Genomic DNA, 16243 nt, shown 5'->3' on the forward strand with positions numbered 1-16243 from the left:
TCCGGAACAGCCTCCAAAGGTTCCTTTTTTGAGAACCGGATGCTTTATTCCCTTACATTTCATTTCTTCCGGATAAGCTCTTTGGGTCTCATATGCCTGTAATAGTGCAGTATGTCCTTCTCCTGAATCTGCTTGCCCTTCAATAGAAATGAGAAATACCCTGAAAGATAAGCGGCCCCCAGGTAAAACGGTGGCCTTACAGAGTGTTTCAACGCTTTCATAAATGCGAAATACAATGGGAATCCCAGGTAATAATTCCTCTTGCCAATGGAGGCCCATCCATTCCATAATCCTTTAGCGCTGGCTGTCTCCCTGAGCTGGACAAAGGATATCTCGCTGCAACGCCTGATAGACCATCCCTTCAGTTTTGCTTTAATATTGGAAACGCTGTCAGGAGCAAATGCAGGGATGTAACCGCCGGTTTCCTCAAAGCATTCCTTCCTCCACACCCTTGCCGCCCCTGAGGGTAGTTTCTCACTTTGGTCGGGACATATGAACTTGTCATTAACGAGGCATGTGGTGCTGCCGCTCAATATCCCAAAAGATGGATACTGAACTAATTTCTCTATCAGATACTCATAGTAGTTGGTAGGTAGAACAATATCCGCATCCTGTAAAGCGATAAACCTGTAATCGATGTTCTCTCTGCTGCATATATCGGTAGCTGCCTTGAAGCCTTCTATGCACACATAGGAATAATGGGCACCAAGATCTCTTTTACTGGGTCCCAGCCTGACACTCTTTATCCATTGATACCTGGAACTGGCCTTTTGAATAATTTCGGGAGTGCCATCATCACTGCCATCGTCGACTATGACCCACAACGAAGGCAATTTGATTTGGGATGCCACAGACTCTATGCATTTATCAAGGATTTCTTCTTCATTCTTCGCAGGAGTGACCAGGATATAATCATTCATTTCGGGCATATAACCACCCATTTCATAGTTCTAGAGGTATATTGGATATAACCAGTTGCAACTTACCGGACCTTGCAGGTTCGATATGGCTCACATGGCTCAGGTTGATATCGAACTCCCCAAGGTTCTCTCTCAGGAGTAAGAGTATCTTTTCTCTTTCTGAGGCATCGGAGCCCTGTATACGAACGTCAGCACTGCTGGGGCTGTTTTGTATTATCTGGAAGTTCTCAACTAAGTGTGAATCTATCAGAAGGTCTGCAAAGAATGAACTTTTCAATAGTCCCTTATCCTTTGTCTGGACAATACTGTTCGATCTTCCCTCGATCGAGTGTAGGAGTGGTAAACCTCTTCCACAGGAACACGTTTCATCAGAAGGGATGCCAACATCGCCTATCCTGTATCGCAAAAAAGGCATTGCGAAGTTAGTAAGGTCTGTAATTATAATCTCGCCGAGCTCTCCGGGGGAGGTCTTTTCGCCATTGCTCAAGAACTCGATCACGACATTCTCTACCGATATATGATAACCGCAGTGTTCTTCACATTCATAGGCCATTGCTCTTATTTCATTACTTCCGTAGCTATCGAAGACATCACAAGAGAAGATCGATTCTATTCTTTTCCTCTGGAAGGAATACAGTTTTTCAGCAGCTGTAAAGAATGCCATGGGACTTGGCCTTTCCACACTTTCTGCTCCAAGGAATTCTGCCATTGCAAAACCTGCTGAAGGAGATGACCTTATTATTTTGGGTTTGTACTTGTTCAAGGTAACAGCATGTGCATACATATTTTCCCGGCCAATGTCGAAACAGTTCAGCAGTAAGTTCCGGCGCAATGCATTTTGCACTCTGTTTATCCCTGAACTGTACTTATTGATAGTATCGGGTGATCTCCATAAAGTTGCATATCTGTCACCGGGGTTATATCCCCCCCAGCTCCAGCCCCTATACGTTGAAGATAAACTGCAGCCCATGGTGTTCAGATCTTTGTATGATACCAGTGGATCTCCTGTAGTCCCGCCGCTTGTGTTCCGATACATTCTGGACACGGAACTTGATAAAAGATCGGGGCCATTAGCTCTGATCAGATCTTTGGTCAGTGGAGGTATCTTTGACAAATCATCTACCGTTCTTATCTGATCGGGCGTTAAACCATTGCTCCTGAATAACTTATGGTAGTATGGTACATTATTATAGGCATACTCTATAAGGTGACGCAGTTTTTGTTCCTGTATTTGCCTGAGTTCTTCAGGCTTCAACCACTGGGTCCTGTTCAGGTACTTCAGGTATTGCAAGCTTTTTGTCCGCTTGATGTAATCCCCTGCAGGAAAAATCAAATGTCGTGATAATATAGAATCAATTGGCATTAATATACATCCCGTATAATGTTACTTGTTCCCCTTGTGTGATACTATCTTGCAGCTCTTTCATAGATATCATTGCATGCGCCAAAGAGGCATCAGGAAAATGTCAAATGCAAATATCTTATTCAATCCTGACAATTATCCTCGTTCAAACCATCGCCTAACGTGTGAGCCACAGATAAGGAAGGAGCAATGTTTCTGCTATGAACGGCAAGGGGTCATCCGTGGAGAACACAGCAAGCTCTTTTTCACCTTTGACCGAAGAGAGATACTCTTTAATGCTCATCCTGCTATTCAAGATCTCCCGGAGCACCATAGCGCTGTCTGTATAGAAGTGGTACCATTTTATGTCCACTTTGAAGGAATCGACGGTTATAGTCTCATTTTTGATCATATCGGAATACAAGATATATGGCAGGTCCACGCCGCATCTGATGGCCAGACTTACCCACAGCCAGGTCCTTGCATTCATTTCCAGTAACTTGAACACGCCATCCCTCGGATCAAGTTTGAACTCGATCTCTGAAACTCCATAGTAACCCATTGCATTCAAAAGTCTGGACCCGTATTCCAAAAGAGAAGGATCATGAACACTCTCAGCTAATGTGGCTGTGCCATAGAGCATTGGATGAGCGCGGATCTTTTTACCGGACCACCAGGCGTAGACCTGACCTTCCTTGAAAAAGGAACAAAAGGAATGAACATTCTCTGTAGGGCCATCTATCAATTCCTGTATGATGGTATCGGAAGGTTGTATCGACCCTTTATATTTTTGATAGAAATCAAGTATTTCCTCTTTGCTGTTCACTACAAACAGTTTGGTTCCTGTCGTTTTATAAAAGATGTGGCCTATAGAGCCTTTTATAATCAAGGGGTAGGACACATCGGATAAAAGGGTATCTAGATTCTCAACACTGCTTGGGAATATGGTGTTAGGGATGGGGACGCCCAGTCTTTTCGCCAGTTCAAAGGTACGTCTCTTGTTGTAGATCAGTTCAATTGCATCTAGGTTCGGAGTTGAGATCGTGTATATGGAAGACAGAATCTCTTTGTTCTTTGAGACGATACGGACAGCAAGGTCATTTGTTGGTATTATAAGGAACTTATGCAGTCCTTTCCTTTTTCCTATATCCATCAAATAAGATACCAGTCCTTGCTCATCATTGAATTCTGGAGATTTTAAGAATCCGGTAAGGAAGCGGGAAAATCTTCCAACGCACAATCCCTTGTCATTTACAAGGTAAACTGGTATTTTCTTTCTTCCAAAACAGCGAATTATTCCAAGACCTTGGACATGGTCTCCCAATACAACGACTCCCTCTTGCACGCCTGCATCATTCATACGATTACCTTCCGTTATTGTAAGAATCGCCCCACTTATGAAGTCTCAGTCAATATTATTTTGTTTAACTCGCGAGTTTGAATATTATTCAGTAGATTGAGAGCATTCAGCATATTGGCCTACTTAGTTTATGTAAATATTTGAGTTTTATGACACGAGAATTGAAAGTATTTATCTCACAGTTGTTTTTGATCTGTATCGTATGATCCCCGCTTTTCCAATATTTTTAATATTCTGGAAAACAAGTTCTGTCATCCATCCATATATGTTGTCACACCATCTGTTAGGATGCATAAGTATACATATCTGATCTATTTCTTCGGATCTTATCAATTCGCATACATCTTCCGTTGATCTTATATTACTGGCATGCTGGTTGATCTTTCCCTGATAGGAGGTATTCACGACATCTTTAACACGTATATTGGTGTTTGCCCAGGTTCTTCCGGTGTCAGTTAAATAAAACACCTTCCCATAATCGATTGAAAGGTACGGCTCTCCTATGATTCCAAATTCCGTGAAGTCATAATTATTCCACAAATCTCTGTTAGACCAGGAGGCAAAAGGGTTCCCATGCATACAGATAGTCTTTACGTCTGCATACTTGCGTAGATCTTCCAATTCCTCCCTGAAGATCTGAATAGCTTTTTCCTCATCTCCTTTTGCTTTGTCCAATACTTCATAATGATATCCTATTTCGTGCCCAATACTGGATATTTCCTCAATGACAGCAGGGATGAAAACGCCCTTTACATGCCTGAAATAATAAGTTGATTTTATGTCATACTCAGCTTCAAGCCTGGCTGTCGAAAGATTTCTCCCCACTTCTCGGTCTACATCATGTCGCAGAATTATGCACTTCTTCTTAGGCGCAACTAGAAAATCGTGAACTGTTGTTGTTTCATAACCTGACGATTTTATAGTTTCAAGCAATTCTTTATATTTCATTAATGTGAAATCTCTCAATGTAGAACCTCTTTTGACGTATTGGATACAGCAATTGACTGTTTATTTTTATCGATAATTGGAGATTATATCCATTATTAATTGCAGCATACTATATTAGACTTAGCATACATATTTTTCTATGCTTATAAAAATAATTAAATCCGGGCTATGTGAAACTAAGACCCATGCTCCGTTTGTGACCTGCAATATTGTGATTATAATATTGGCGCAAGACTTTTAATTGTTAACTCCGATAACACGTAAAGATGGGAGATCATAGTAAAAAGAGGATTGGATGGATTCTGAAAAGTTTTATGTGTATCTTTGAGCTTTAATTCAGAGGAATATAAAGCAACTCATTATTGGTGGGAGATATTTAATGAACGGCGTTGTTAACAAAAATACTTTTTTTCATTTGAATGGGAAATAATGTGGATTTAAACAACAGCTACCCAAGGAGTTTTCGCTCATGAAAAAAGTTATGATTCTTGGAGCCGGCATTAATCAGGTTCCGATAATTAAATTAGCCAAGGAACGTGGTTTTGAAACGGTCGTCGTTAGCATCCCGGGTGATTATCCCGGTTTAAAATATGCAGATAAGATATGCGAAATTGACATAACCGACAAAGAAAAAGTATTGGAAGCTGCTGCAAAAGAGCAGGTTGACGGGATAGTTACGGATCAGCTTGATTTCCCGGTTCCAACCATTGCTTATGTCACTGAGAAACTGAGCCTGCCAGGTATCGGATATGACTGTGCTCTGAAATTCACTAATAAGTATTTAATGCGCAACGAGTGCACTAAATTAGGAATAAAGAACCCGGAATACTATAGGGTTTCAACTTTGGACGAGGCCAGGGAAAAGTGCCTGGATATTGGTCTTCCGGTGATCATAAAGCCCACGGATAGTGCGGGCAGCAGAGGCATATATGTCATACGGAACATCAATGAGCTGGAGGATAAATTCAAGCATTCAATTGCTTTCTCTAAAGAGGACTGCTTGATAGTAGAAAAGTACATTGAGGGGCCAGAGTATGTAATTGCAGGCTTTGCTTCAAATTATAAACATACGAATTTAATGCTGGGAAAAAGAGGATTCTTTGACATCTCTGGTCTATTCATCCCCAATAAAACCCTTTTTGCCTCTGTTGCAGAAAATGACACCGAAAAACAAATGTTAAAAATAAATAACCATCTGATAGAAGGGTTTGGTTTAAAGTTTGGTGTTACCCATTGCGAATACATAGTTGAAGAAAGAACCGGGGAGATATACCTTGTGGAGTGCGCTGCGAGAGGCGCAGCACACGCTATATCGTCCGACCTGATACCATTGGTCACGGGTATTGATGCAAACAGTCTCTTACTTGATGTTGCTGTGGGGAATGCAGAGGAAATATACATTCAAACCGCAGAGAGCACTACTGTAGCAGGATATCTGATGTTTGCATTGCCAGAGGGCACTATCAGGGACATCAGAGGTATAGATGATATCAGGTCATTACCAAACGTGCATAAAGTGTTTTTAGATAATCTGCATGTGGGGATGGAGGTCGGAGTCATGACCGATAAAGGTCATCGTATGGGTCCTATTCTCATCAAAGGCAAGAACAAACAGCAATATGAAAACACAATAGATGAAATAAAAGCTTTGCTTGATATCGATGTAAAGACCTCTGAGGGAATAAAAGGCATAATATGGTGATCACACAAACGCGATTTAATAAATGCTCGTTGTTTCTTAGAAAGTTCCCGAAATCCAATTCTCCTCTCTACAAGCAATTATGGACAACGGCATCTATAGTTTTGACATGCCGGGAGCAATAGAATAAATCGTCGTGCATGTAACTGCCAAACATGCATCTATTATAAATATCAGGAATCCCTATTACGTAAGGCTATATAATTTATGTGATGGTAGTATGATCTTTAGCAAAAAACATTTGTTTTTCATGTTCATTTTGTTGTTCTTATTAAACATCATTCTGCGGTTACCAACAACACCACATGAAATCGGATGGGACTCCTTTGCTATTCATACTACTGCTAACACTGTGTCAGAATTCGGATCTGCTAAGTGGTGGTTAAACTTAAGCTCTGTATTTGGCTTCTATCCATACTCTTATGCAAGTGCTGTTCCTTTTCTGCTATCTGGTATCTCCCAGCTTGCTTTAATGGAAATGGAATTGACGATCTTGATATTTTGTATACTTATTGGAATATTGAGTGCATTAACAGCCTATCTGATGGCAAACTCTATATTTGAGGATCAATTGTTTGCTTTCATTGTAGCTTTTCTGTATTCGACATCCAGTGGAATCCTTTATTTTACAACATGGACAGTCTCCACGAGAGGTCTATTTATAGTACTACTTCCTCTTTTTTATTACTTATTGCTTAAATCAAGGCAATCTGTCAAATATATGTTTTTATTAGTGCCGCTCTACATTTTTCTGATGGCTGTTCATAAACTGTTTTTTTTCCTGGCCATCCCTGTAATAGCTCTGTTGCTGTCAGGATTAATATTTAAAGCAAGAATAGTTGACTATATTGAGGATGTTCATCCACGCTTTCAGTTGCTCTTAGTTGTTGCTGCTTTTTCCTTAATGCTTATCCTTCCTCTTTTTGTTCCCGGGTTCATAGGTTCGGGACCACTTTCTGAGCTGATTACCACACAAATCTTGGAATATCTCCGCTTTATAGGCATTTTGATTGTCCTTTTTGTGGTATCACTGCTCTATCTGATCATGAAGAAAAAGAAAACCTTTGGGGAATGGTTTATTTTAATAAGCCTTATAGGTTTCACTCCATTTTTCTATGTGGCTAATTATGGAAAATGGTTCTTTTTGTCGTTAGCATTTATAATGATAGGTATTGGACTGATGAATATAATCTATATTTTCCTTAAAAGAAGTGACAAATCCCTTTTTGTAGTATTATCTGTAATAATCATATCTGGTTTGCTTTTCAGTTCATATTTCCAGTTCATTAATTATCTCGAAAACACTGATGACAGATATATGGATGAAGAAACGTATCAAGTTTCATCCTGGATGAAAGGGTCTATTAATAATAATGAATCTGCATTTGCGGGTGAGAGATTCTTTGGTATAAGGGTATTGAGCATAGCGGAAGTCCCTATGCTATCGGGTCAGGGATTTAATGACATATCCTATGGTTTTGTTGACCCGGACTCTTTAGAGATAACAAGAGTTCATTCTGTTTTTTCACCATCTTTCTATCTCTATGACCCCTATAAAGAAGCAAACTCCTCTTCAAGCTGGAAACTCTGGGCAATACAAACAACTTCATTCACCACTCCGAACAGCTACGCTCAAAGAATCATAAAGCATTATGGTTTTACTTATTTTGTGGATAATCTCCGTTATCCGAATACTTTCAGTAGGTCCATACAAGCAACAGAATCTAAATTATATGACAGCGGTTCAATTAATGTCTGGATGTTGTCTGAACTTCCATAAGTGGAATTTATCACTCTTGGAATAAAAGACCCAGCCGTCTCATTTTAATGAGTGGATCAGTGGTGGACCAGGCTCAAAAAACTTCTACAAGCTTTACCGTATTGTACTGGACAAGCTAAATAGCGAAGGAATAAAGAACAGTGCTTTGAATAAGATAGACCCGGATTGGACTGAATCGCCTTATTTCCATGGTATGTTTCAAGTGGTCTTTTTCAACTTATCTGCTATGATCAGTTTTGCGATTTTTACTGCTTCCATCTTAAAGGCATAACCTATTGCGATATACAAAACAGCTGCTGTTGCTGCAAGAAGTGGCAGCTCAATCAGAACAGGCAGAGTTGAAATACTTAAAGCAAAAAACACTACAAGTGCAATGCTGCCTGATAAGCACAATCCTGGGAAGATGTCTTTAAGTTGTTCCGAAGCAGTGTAATTTATGAGCTTTCCAGAATAATAGCTATTAGGAAGGTAGGAGAGTACAGAAGCTATTATTTGCCCTATAAGAATTGCTATAACTCCAAATTGTGAGCTCATTATTAAGATCACTGTAATATTAAATTTTTCAAGCAGTCCCAGTCTTAGATATATATCTGAGCGTCCTTTAACTTTAAGCATATTCACATTGATTGCATTCAGTGGGTATATTAGGCCTGCAATGCACATAAGCTGGAGGTACGGCACAGCAGGTAGCCACTTTTCGCTAAACAGCGCAAGAAGCAAAGGTTCTGCCAAAGCTGCAGTTAGTGTTATTACAGGAAAGAATACAAAAGTAGTTACTTGTATTATTTTACGGTATCCTGCTTTCAATCGGATATCATCATCCTGAACAGTTGACAATGACGGGTATGTGACTTTTTGGATCGAGTCTACTAACTGAAGAAGGATCAGATCTTTTATCTTCGTGGCAAAAAAGTAATGGCCAGCGATCGATGTTGAAAATAATTTGGCGATGAATATCACGTAGATATTCTTAAAAATAATGTCTAAGAAGCCGGAAACAAATAGCTTTGAACCGAAATCAAACATCTCCGACAGTGAATCCCAGCTGAAGGAAAATGTAGGTTTCCATATATCACTCATTGACCAGAGAAGGATTGTTATGATCAGGGAAGAAACTATCGTCTGAGTGATAAGGGCCCAAACGCCAAAACCAGCATAAGCCATAATTACTGCGCAAAGCCCGGAAATGAATGTTGCGGGAACTGTGGCTTTAAGCTGTGTCTTGAAATTAAGATCGCGTGTAAGTACTGATCTGGGAACGAACTGAAAAGAGTTGATTATAATTACAATGCCTGCTGCTCTTAGGAGAAGTGTGAGTGGCGTTTCATTATAGTATGCAGCTATTAATGGTGCAGAGATAAATAGCAGCAGATATGATACAATGCCTAAAATAAAATTGACATAGAATGCTGTACTGAAATCTACTTCAGTGGCATCTTGTTTACGGATAAGGGCTTGATTGAAGCCCATGTCCATAAGACTGTTGGCAACGGCTAGAAACACAGCCATCATGGCTACCAGGCCATAATCATCCGGAGTGAGGAAATAGGCAAGTAGCAATGTAACTACTATGCTTATCCCTCTGTTACTGAACTGCTCTATAAAGGTCCAGACAAATCCGCCTATGGTTTTTTTGGTAAGTGACACTTTTAATCGCTTTCTCTAAAAAATTAAGCTGTTAAATACGTTTCAAGTTTATTAAATGAAAATAATTATGCTCAGATTCACTCTTCGGACTCTATTTGTTGTCCTTATACTAATTGTTTTCCATATCTGAGCCAGTGACTATTATCCTTTGAATCCACCAATTCATCTTTTTTATAGAATATCGTTCCCTTGTAGGAGTATGCTTTCAATTTATGAAATCCATTTGATCCTTGTATCCATTCCCGTTGAACTATTATCTTACCAGCCTGTATTTTAAATCGAAAGGTAGCGTTTCTTTCAGGAATGTTATTAATCGGGGGAAATAAAGTCTTATGTATAAGTTAATCTTTTCTCTGCTGCCCAGTTTTCTGAAATAATCCTTATATCTCTCCTCGCTAAGCATTCTCTTATTGCCTTTTGCCAGTTCCAATCTCAATTCAAAAGAAGTTTTTGATTCCTCTATTTCATTTCCAAACCTATGGTCTGTCCACTTATCAAAGGCATCTAAAGTACTTACGAAGCCTTTGATCCTTTGGATTTTTTTAGTGCGGTCTTCTTTCTTCCACTGGGCAGTCATTGAACTTTGAACATTGATTCTATAGACACTCATTATTTCATTTATGTAGTATGCGTATCCGTGACTTGTAGCTATTAGTTTTATAGCAAGGTCTCCGGCTGGTGCATCAAAGTACCAGTCTGGAAGGTCATTCACAACCTTCTTTGGATATAAAAATGAGGCTGTTGGAATAAAGCCCAGCAATTGAAGTTCTCCTGCATTATATTTTCTGTTTTGGTTCGAATAATACTTCTTATTTTGATCTGTATGTGGCACCATTGCTTTTTTAAGCAGGCCAGCTGTATCATTCTCTAAGAATGCATTATGAAAGCAAAATGTACAACCAGGATTCTGTTCCATGTGATCCACTTGTTTTTTTAATTTATGTGGATCGGTCCAATAGTCATCACCTTCGCAAAGTGCAATATATTTCCCTGTAGCTTTCGGGTAAATAAATGTCGGCAGAACTCTTACACCTTTTGAATGCTGATTTATGGTTTGATAAATAGGTTTGATGATCTCGGGATATTTCTGTTCGTAAGATCGAATAATGTCCGCAGTATGATCGGTTGATGCATCATCATGTACCACTACTTCATATTTGAAGTCTGTTTCCTGCATCAGGAACCCTTCTATTGCTTTAGCTACATACTTTTCATGATTATATGTTATGCAGCATATACTAACCATTATCCGTTCCTGTTTATCCATGTGTTTTCCTTCTGAATTTTTCTCTAATAATGTGTTCTAGTATATTAACCGCTTGCATCTTGAAAATGTAGCTTGCTAAAATATATGTAGCCCCTGCTAAAAAACCAAAGAGTGCCAGTTCAAATAGTGCCGGCAATGTGGATATCTCTACGCCTATATAGATAGTGACTGCAATTGTTCCTGATATCAGGAGGTTTGGTAAGATGTCATAGATCTGCTCTCTGGCAGGATAATTGATCAGTTTTCCCGAGAAATAGCTGTTGGGAATATATGCAATAAATGATGCTATTATCTGTCCTATTAGAATGCCTATGACTCCATATTGGAAACTCATTGCAAGAACAGCTACTGCAAAGATCTTTTTGATTATCTCCAGATATAAGAAAAGATCTGAGCGGCCTTTCACTTTCAGGATGTTCAGATTAATCGAATGCAGTGGGTACATTATATGGGACAGACACATCAACTGGAGGTATGGATATGCCGGTAGCCATTGATCATTAAGGAAGACCATAAATATGGGTTGTGCTAGGGCAGCCATGAAAAGCATGGATGGGAATATCAGGAAGGTAGTTACCTGAATGATCTTCCTATAGCCGGATTTTAATGAGGCGTTATTTTCTTGCAGTGACGCCAATGCAGGAAATGTCACTGTTTGTACAGAATTGACCAATTGATTAGCGATAAGCTCTTTGATTTTCTTGGCGAAAAAAAAGTGTCCAGCTATTGTTGCTGTAAACATTTTTGCTATCACTACAATATACATGTTCTGGAACACTATGTCAATTAGACCTGATATAAAAAGTTTAGATCCAAAACCAAACATCTCGAAGAGTGAACCCTGACTAACTGTTAGAGTAGGAGTCCATAGTCTCATCAACCACAATGAAACTGTCGTCAAAAAAGCAGAGACTATCATCTGGATAATCAGTGACCATACACCATAACCATTGAATGCCATGAAAATTGCAATCACGGCCGAAATGATACTTGCCGGAACAGTGGCCTTGAGCTGTGCTTTGAAATTGAGCTCACGGCTGAGGATAGCACTTTGAATTACCTGGAAGGAATTTATCGGGATGACAATACCAAGTACCCGTATGAGAACGATAAGTCTTGTTTCCTCATAGAAGTCGGCTATCAATGGTGCTGAAAAGAACAAGAGCACATATGCCAGCGCACCCAGGAAGAGATTGGAATAGAATGCCGTGTTGAAATCTTCCTGTGTAGCTCCTAATTTCCGGATAATTGCCTGCTTGAATCCGGACTCCATGATCTGACCGGCCACGGCTATAAATACTGCCATCATGCTTATCAAGCCGAAGTCTTCCGGTGTAAGGAAGCGGGCAAGCAGTAAAGTTGTTATTACGGCAAATCCTTTTTTACTCATTGTTTCAGTAAAATTCCAGATAATGCCGGTAGTTGTTTTTTTGGCAAGTGACATTTTCTAATCTACCATGGTAGGCTCCAATCTGTGACTGAACCTTTTTCGTAATATGAATAAATAGTTACATATTTGGATCTTATTCTCTGATAATGTAACTCTTCTATGCCTTTACTCAAATGTGATGAAATATATACTCAGCTATCTCTCTATACTATCTGTGGAATATTAATTTAATCTCCTTATCAATATAGTAAGTGTAAAATTCCATATTCATTCTTAAGATACGCTTTATATAGTATTTGGTTCTGTAGAAATCCTCAGTATTTTCAAGCGATCAACATTTGGTGCTTATTCTAACGTACCATTCAATATTTATTGGTTTTGCCGGGCTTAAACGAAGATGGCAAATTTGATAGGTCGATATGAGATATTTTTCATTTTCAGCATAAGTTATTCTGATGGTATGTGGGAATACCATCGATATATTGAACAACAATCCCATTTTGCGCCAAGAAGGAGTAAATATTTAATTTAACTATCCCTTTAGTCCGAGATAATTCAGATATAATCTATGAAAATCTAACCTGAAATTATGATATTTCAGGCTTGGATCAGATTACTTTAAAATGAAGCAGCATAGCCAGAAGAAGAAGTGTCAATCCGGTTATGAAGCGTATCTCTACACGTCTTCTTTCCTTTAAATCCGAGACCTTTTCAGGATCCATCCCGAAAGCAAGCATGCCACCAAGCAAAAGAGTCGGTAATACTAAACTAAAATTATGGATACTCAAATAAATAGCATCATGTATATATATGTCATATGAAATTAATATTTCCAGGATAACAACGTATAATGCTCCGAGAAGGGGGACCTTTATCATCGAGAAAAGTGCTCCTCCGAGGAATGACAATGCAAGAGATTTTACCCCTTTGATTTTACTTGTGAACTTTATGAACCTTGTGAACAATCTGGGTGTAGTGAATATGGTCTCTCGGTGCACCTTCATGTAGTATGTATCATAAAGGTACACCAATCCTAAGGTAAAAACTATTACTATCATCACAGTGGCAATATTCTCCTGTATTCCCACGAGAGAGTTAACGGTATTGAGGATCCATATCCCTGCTATTGTGTAGGTTGAAAAGATCCCTGCGCAAAAGCCGAAAATAAGGAATATCATATCTTTTCTTGTACCTTTTGAGGAGATGAGGGTAGAGTGCATGTAAACTATGACTGCTAGGAGGCATGGATTGAAGCCTATGAACAGGCCTGCAATGAAAGCAAACAGGATTAACTTCTCAAAGACTATATTATTATTCACTGCCTCCATAACATATTGAAGAGGAAAAAGAATAGCAGCCACTACCAAGATAATGATAATTACAGACTGCTGAGATTTGTATTTCATTCTTACAGCTTACCTCCAATGACTCATCTGTTTATACCAAGGCTTTTCCTGTGCCACTACTTACATAACGTTGAAACAAATAAATACGGAACTCATTTTTAATCTGCCGGAGCCAGAAGATTTTGCGATGAGGATCCTAGGTAAATGTTCCTTATAACATAGAAGTGGAATAATTCCTATAACTGTTGCCGGAAATATCTATCTTTTTGAGGAAAACATAGCTATTTCAAGATTATAAATATTGCCTTTGCAGGAATTCCCGTTTGATGAAATCTTACCTTTGATCCTTTTTCTCTTTCTTTCTCTTGGACGGATCATACTGCTTGCAGTTACTCTCTTATTAGTGAACGGACGGCAAAGGAGAGACATCGTTCAACTTCTTGGGATATAAGGTGGCAGATTCGGACAGTCCTTCTAACCCAGATGCTGATAGTTCAGATGGGATAAAGAACTCTTCTTTATTCCTCCCCGATGAATCAAAACCAGCGAAGGTGAGTCCTCCGGTCGTTAGTGCCGGCGCAAGATATGCCTATATAGCTCTGTCACTTTCTATGACGGCGGACCCGATGACATGTAAGGGGACAGCCTTATATCATAGGACTTTGACGCATCCGATGACATATACAAGATGCCATAGACATGAAAATCCATATCTCTGAGAAGGCAGGCATTACCCCCATATAGTGAGCAACACAATAGCTCAGGAGGGACATGGATATTTTAATGGTGATCATGGACTGATAAGAACTGGAACAAATACAGCTGAACTGACTCAGCTTTGTCTCTTTTCTGTTAAGCTTAATGGTAGGCAGTAGTATCTTTCAAGATAAGTTCCCCGTAGGTCCTGTAAGCGGGCATGAAGATATCAAGGCTACCGCTCTCCCTTTACCAGAGCGTATTATATTATTCTTCAAGCATTCTGAATTGTGTTGTTTGCTATCAATTATTACTCTGCAGCCTGAAAAACCACGACATGCTAAATATAATTCCTATCTAAAGCAAGTATGCGTTCCTGTTGTCTATCATATTTATCACTATGTAGTAAAATAAAAACTGTTACTTGGCATTACTTTTTCCAGAGTACTGCTTGATATCCATTTTTATTTATATTTATCCGCAGTTGTAGGATGTCAAAGTTACTTATGCGAATTTTTGCCTATGAAAATTATATATATAGTACTCGATATTAATAATTATCTTGTAATAAAATACCCGAAACAGGATTCATGTGATCTTGTAAGCAGAAATTGCATTGTGATTATTATATGGTGTTTCTGCAGCTGGTAAGCAAGATTTCCATTAAACAGCGTCTTTCATGGGTTGTTCCGAATAAGTAAAACCCTCTCAAGAAAAGACATCTAGGAGGTCAATAATGTATGTTAAAAGAAAAAGACTGGTTACATGTTTATTTTTAATTCTTTTGATAGCTTTAACAGCTTCTGTAGGTGTAGCTAAAGCCGGTCCTGCAAACGAGATCAATATTCTGAGCGGCGGATCAAGCAATCTGCTCAAAAGCCCCACAGCTAAAATGGCTATTAAATACGTGGCTCCGGCTGATATTACACTCGATAAGGTAATGCTGCTTCCGGGATGTGGTATTCCAGCAACCAACCAGCCTTCGTGGAGCGTTCAGATACAGACCAACTCCGGAAGTTACCCAAGCGGGACAGCACTTGGGAAAGGCACACTTACCAATCCAAAAGATGATGTATGGTCTACAGTTGATATTTCCCCTAATGTAGCCCTGAAGAAAGGCCAGACCTACTGGATCGTTGTTCAATACCTAAGCGGACCAACCCCTACAAGCACCAAAAGCTGGCTCGGCCTTTATGCATCCAAGCCAACACCTGATGGCACCTTAACAGATATACACCTTCCTTATAACTACGCCGGAACAAATAAGGGCATAAATGACGTTACTGCAAAGACAAACGTAGCTTATTTCAATGGAAAGATCTGGTGCCCTGAGCCAAACGGGCGCATTATACCTACTTTTGTTATTCAGTTCACCGACGGTACTTACCACGGACAGCCTTATCGCCACAACTATGCGAAAGTATATGGAGCCAATAAAGTAGGTCAGTTATTCACCAACTATGAATCAAAAGTGGTTACTCAGCTCTCAGTTCCATGGAGCACTTACCACGCTACTAATTCATTAGTTCGTCCAAAAGACAATTTATACTATTATATATGTGAAAACAATTATAACGGGAAAGTTCTTGCAAGTGGTGTTTTTTTGACCCCTTCTCAAGTATATGTTTCTGGAAGTGGTACCGGAGTGTTTGACAGAAAGTGGTACACTGTAAAACTGTCCAGATCAGTTACCTTGGAAAAGGGCAAAAAGTACTTCATATATTTCAGCAGCCCTGGAACAACGACAACCTCTTATTGGTGTACGGATGCGGGTAACAGTCTTGCAGATAGCAGCGCCCTGAAGTCCTCTGGCTATGGTGGAACATCAAGCTATGTAATGAGAACTAC

The 16243-nt window shown here is 39.4% G+C and carries 11 protein-coding genes; 3 read left to right on the forward strand and 8 right to left on the reverse strand.

The annotated features are described in order from the left end of the window. Positions 1–59: 59 nt before the first annotated feature. The 4 genes from PV02_RS04240 to PV02_RS04255 all read right to left on the reverse strand — a co-directional run bounded on the left by PV02_RS04240 (position 60) and on the right by PV02_RS04255 (position 4588). Entirely contained in the window at positions 60–929 is an 870-nt protein-coding gene (locus PV02_RS04240; RefSeq protein WP_256622111.1) for a glycosyltransferase family 2 protein, read from the reverse strand. Positions 930–942: 13 nt separating this feature from the next. After that, complete coding sequence (locus PV02_RS04245) at positions 943–2283, reverse strand: phenylacetate--CoA ligase family protein (protein WP_256622112.1); 1341 nt, start codon at positions 2281–2283, stop codon at positions 943–945. 157 nt (positions 2284–2440) lie between these two features. After that, the gene (locus PV02_RS04250; RefSeq protein ID WP_256622113.1) at positions 2441–3622 is read right to left on the reverse strand and encodes a carboxylate--amine ligase; all 1182 of its coding nucleotides are present in this window, start codon (positions 3620–3622) and stop codon (positions 2441–2443) included. Between the two features lie 171 nt (positions 3623–3793). Next, the gene (locus PV02_RS04255) at positions 3794–4588 is read right to left on the reverse strand and encodes a polysaccharide deacetylase family protein (RefSeq protein WP_256622114.1); all 795 of its coding nucleotides are present in this window, start codon (positions 4586–4588) and stop codon (positions 3794–3796) included. A gap of 451 nt (positions 4589–5039) precedes the next feature. Between PV02_RS04255 and PV02_RS04260 the strand changes: the two genes are divergently transcribed. Continuing rightward, positions 5040–6272: an ATP-grasp domain-containing protein gene (locus PV02_RS04260; protein ID WP_256622115.1), complete on the forward strand. Its 1233-nt coding sequence runs from the start codon at positions 5040–5042 to the stop codon at positions 6270–6272. 751 nt (positions 6273–7023) lie between these two features. Continuing rightward, positions 7024–8049, forward strand: coding sequence for a hypothetical protein (locus PV02_RS04265; RefSeq protein WP_256622116.1), 1026 nt, complete (start codon positions 7024–7026; stop codon positions 8047–8049). A gap of 198 nt (positions 8050–8247) precedes the next feature. Here the strand turns inward: PV02_RS04265 and PV02_RS04270 are convergent, their stop codons facing one another. The 4 genes from PV02_RS04270 to PV02_RS04285 all read right to left on the reverse strand — a co-directional run bounded on the left by PV02_RS04270 (position 8248) and on the right by PV02_RS04285 (position 13720). Continuing rightward, positions 8248–9696, reverse strand: a complete 1449-nt coding sequence (locus PV02_RS04270) for a lipopolysaccharide biosynthesis protein (RefSeq protein ID WP_256622117.1) — start codon at positions 9694–9696, stop codon at positions 8248–8250. A 253-nt stretch (positions 9697–9949) separates the two neighbouring features. Next, the gene (locus PV02_RS04275; protein ID WP_256622118.1) at positions 9950–10963 is read right to left on the reverse strand and encodes a glycosyltransferase family 2 protein; all 1014 of its coding nucleotides are present in this window, start codon (positions 10961–10963) and stop codon (positions 9950–9952) included. Further along, positions 10956–12407, reverse strand: a complete 1452-nt coding sequence (locus tag PV02_RS04280) for a lipopolysaccharide biosynthesis protein (protein ID WP_256622119.1) — start codon at positions 12405–12407, stop codon at positions 10956–10958. The genes PV02_RS04275 and PV02_RS04280 overlap by 8 nt, the downstream gene beginning before the upstream one ends. Positions 12408–12961: 554 nt before the next feature. Continuing rightward, the gene (locus PV02_RS04285) at positions 12962–13720 is read right to left on the reverse strand and encodes a cytochrome c biogenesis CcdA family protein (RefSeq protein WP_256622120.1); all 759 of its coding nucleotides are present in this window, start codon (positions 13718–13720) and stop codon (positions 12962–12964) included. 1411 nt (positions 13721–15131) lie between these two features. Here PV02_RS04285 and PV02_RS04290 point away from each other — a divergent pair. Further along, positions 15132–16243 (forward strand): hypothetical protein (locus PV02_RS04290; protein ID WP_256622121.1); only part of this gene is annotated, 1112 nt, incomplete at its 3' end.

Source organism: Methanolobus chelungpuianus, from assembly GCF_024500045.1.
Lineage (GTDB): Archaea > Halobacteriota > Methanosarcinia > Methanosarcinales > Methanosarcinaceae > Methanolobus > Methanolobus chelungpuianus.

Excerpts from the sequence above, each read along its gene's own strand:
- PV02_RS04240 (WP_256622111.1), bottom strand. The coding sequence starts at position 929 with ATGCCCGAAATGAATGATTATATCCTGGTCACTCCTGCGAAGAATGAA.
- PV02_RS04245 (WP_256622112.1), bottom strand. The coding sequence starts at position 2,283 with ATGCCAATTGATTCTATATTATCACGACATTTGATTTTTCCTGCAGGG.
- PV02_RS04250 (WP_256622113.1), bottom strand. The coding sequence starts at position 3,622 with ATGAATGATGCAGGCGTGCAAGAGGGAGTCGTTGTATTGGGAGACCAT.
- PV02_RS04260 (WP_256622115.1), top strand. The coding sequence starts at position 5,040 with ATGAAAAAAGTTATGATTCTTGGAGCCGGCATTAATCAGGTTCCGATA.
- PV02_RS04265 (WP_256622116.1), top strand. The coding sequence starts at position 7,024 with ATGGCTGTTCATAAACTGTTTTTTTTCCTGGCCATCCCTGTAATAGCT.
- PV02_RS04275 (WP_256622118.1), bottom strand. The coding sequence starts at position 10,963 with ATGGATAAACAGGAACGGATAATGGTTAGTATATGCTGCATAACATAT.
- PV02_RS04280 (WP_256622119.1), bottom strand. The coding sequence starts at position 12,407 with ATGTCACTTGCCAAAAAAACAACTACCGGCATTATCTGGAATTTTACT.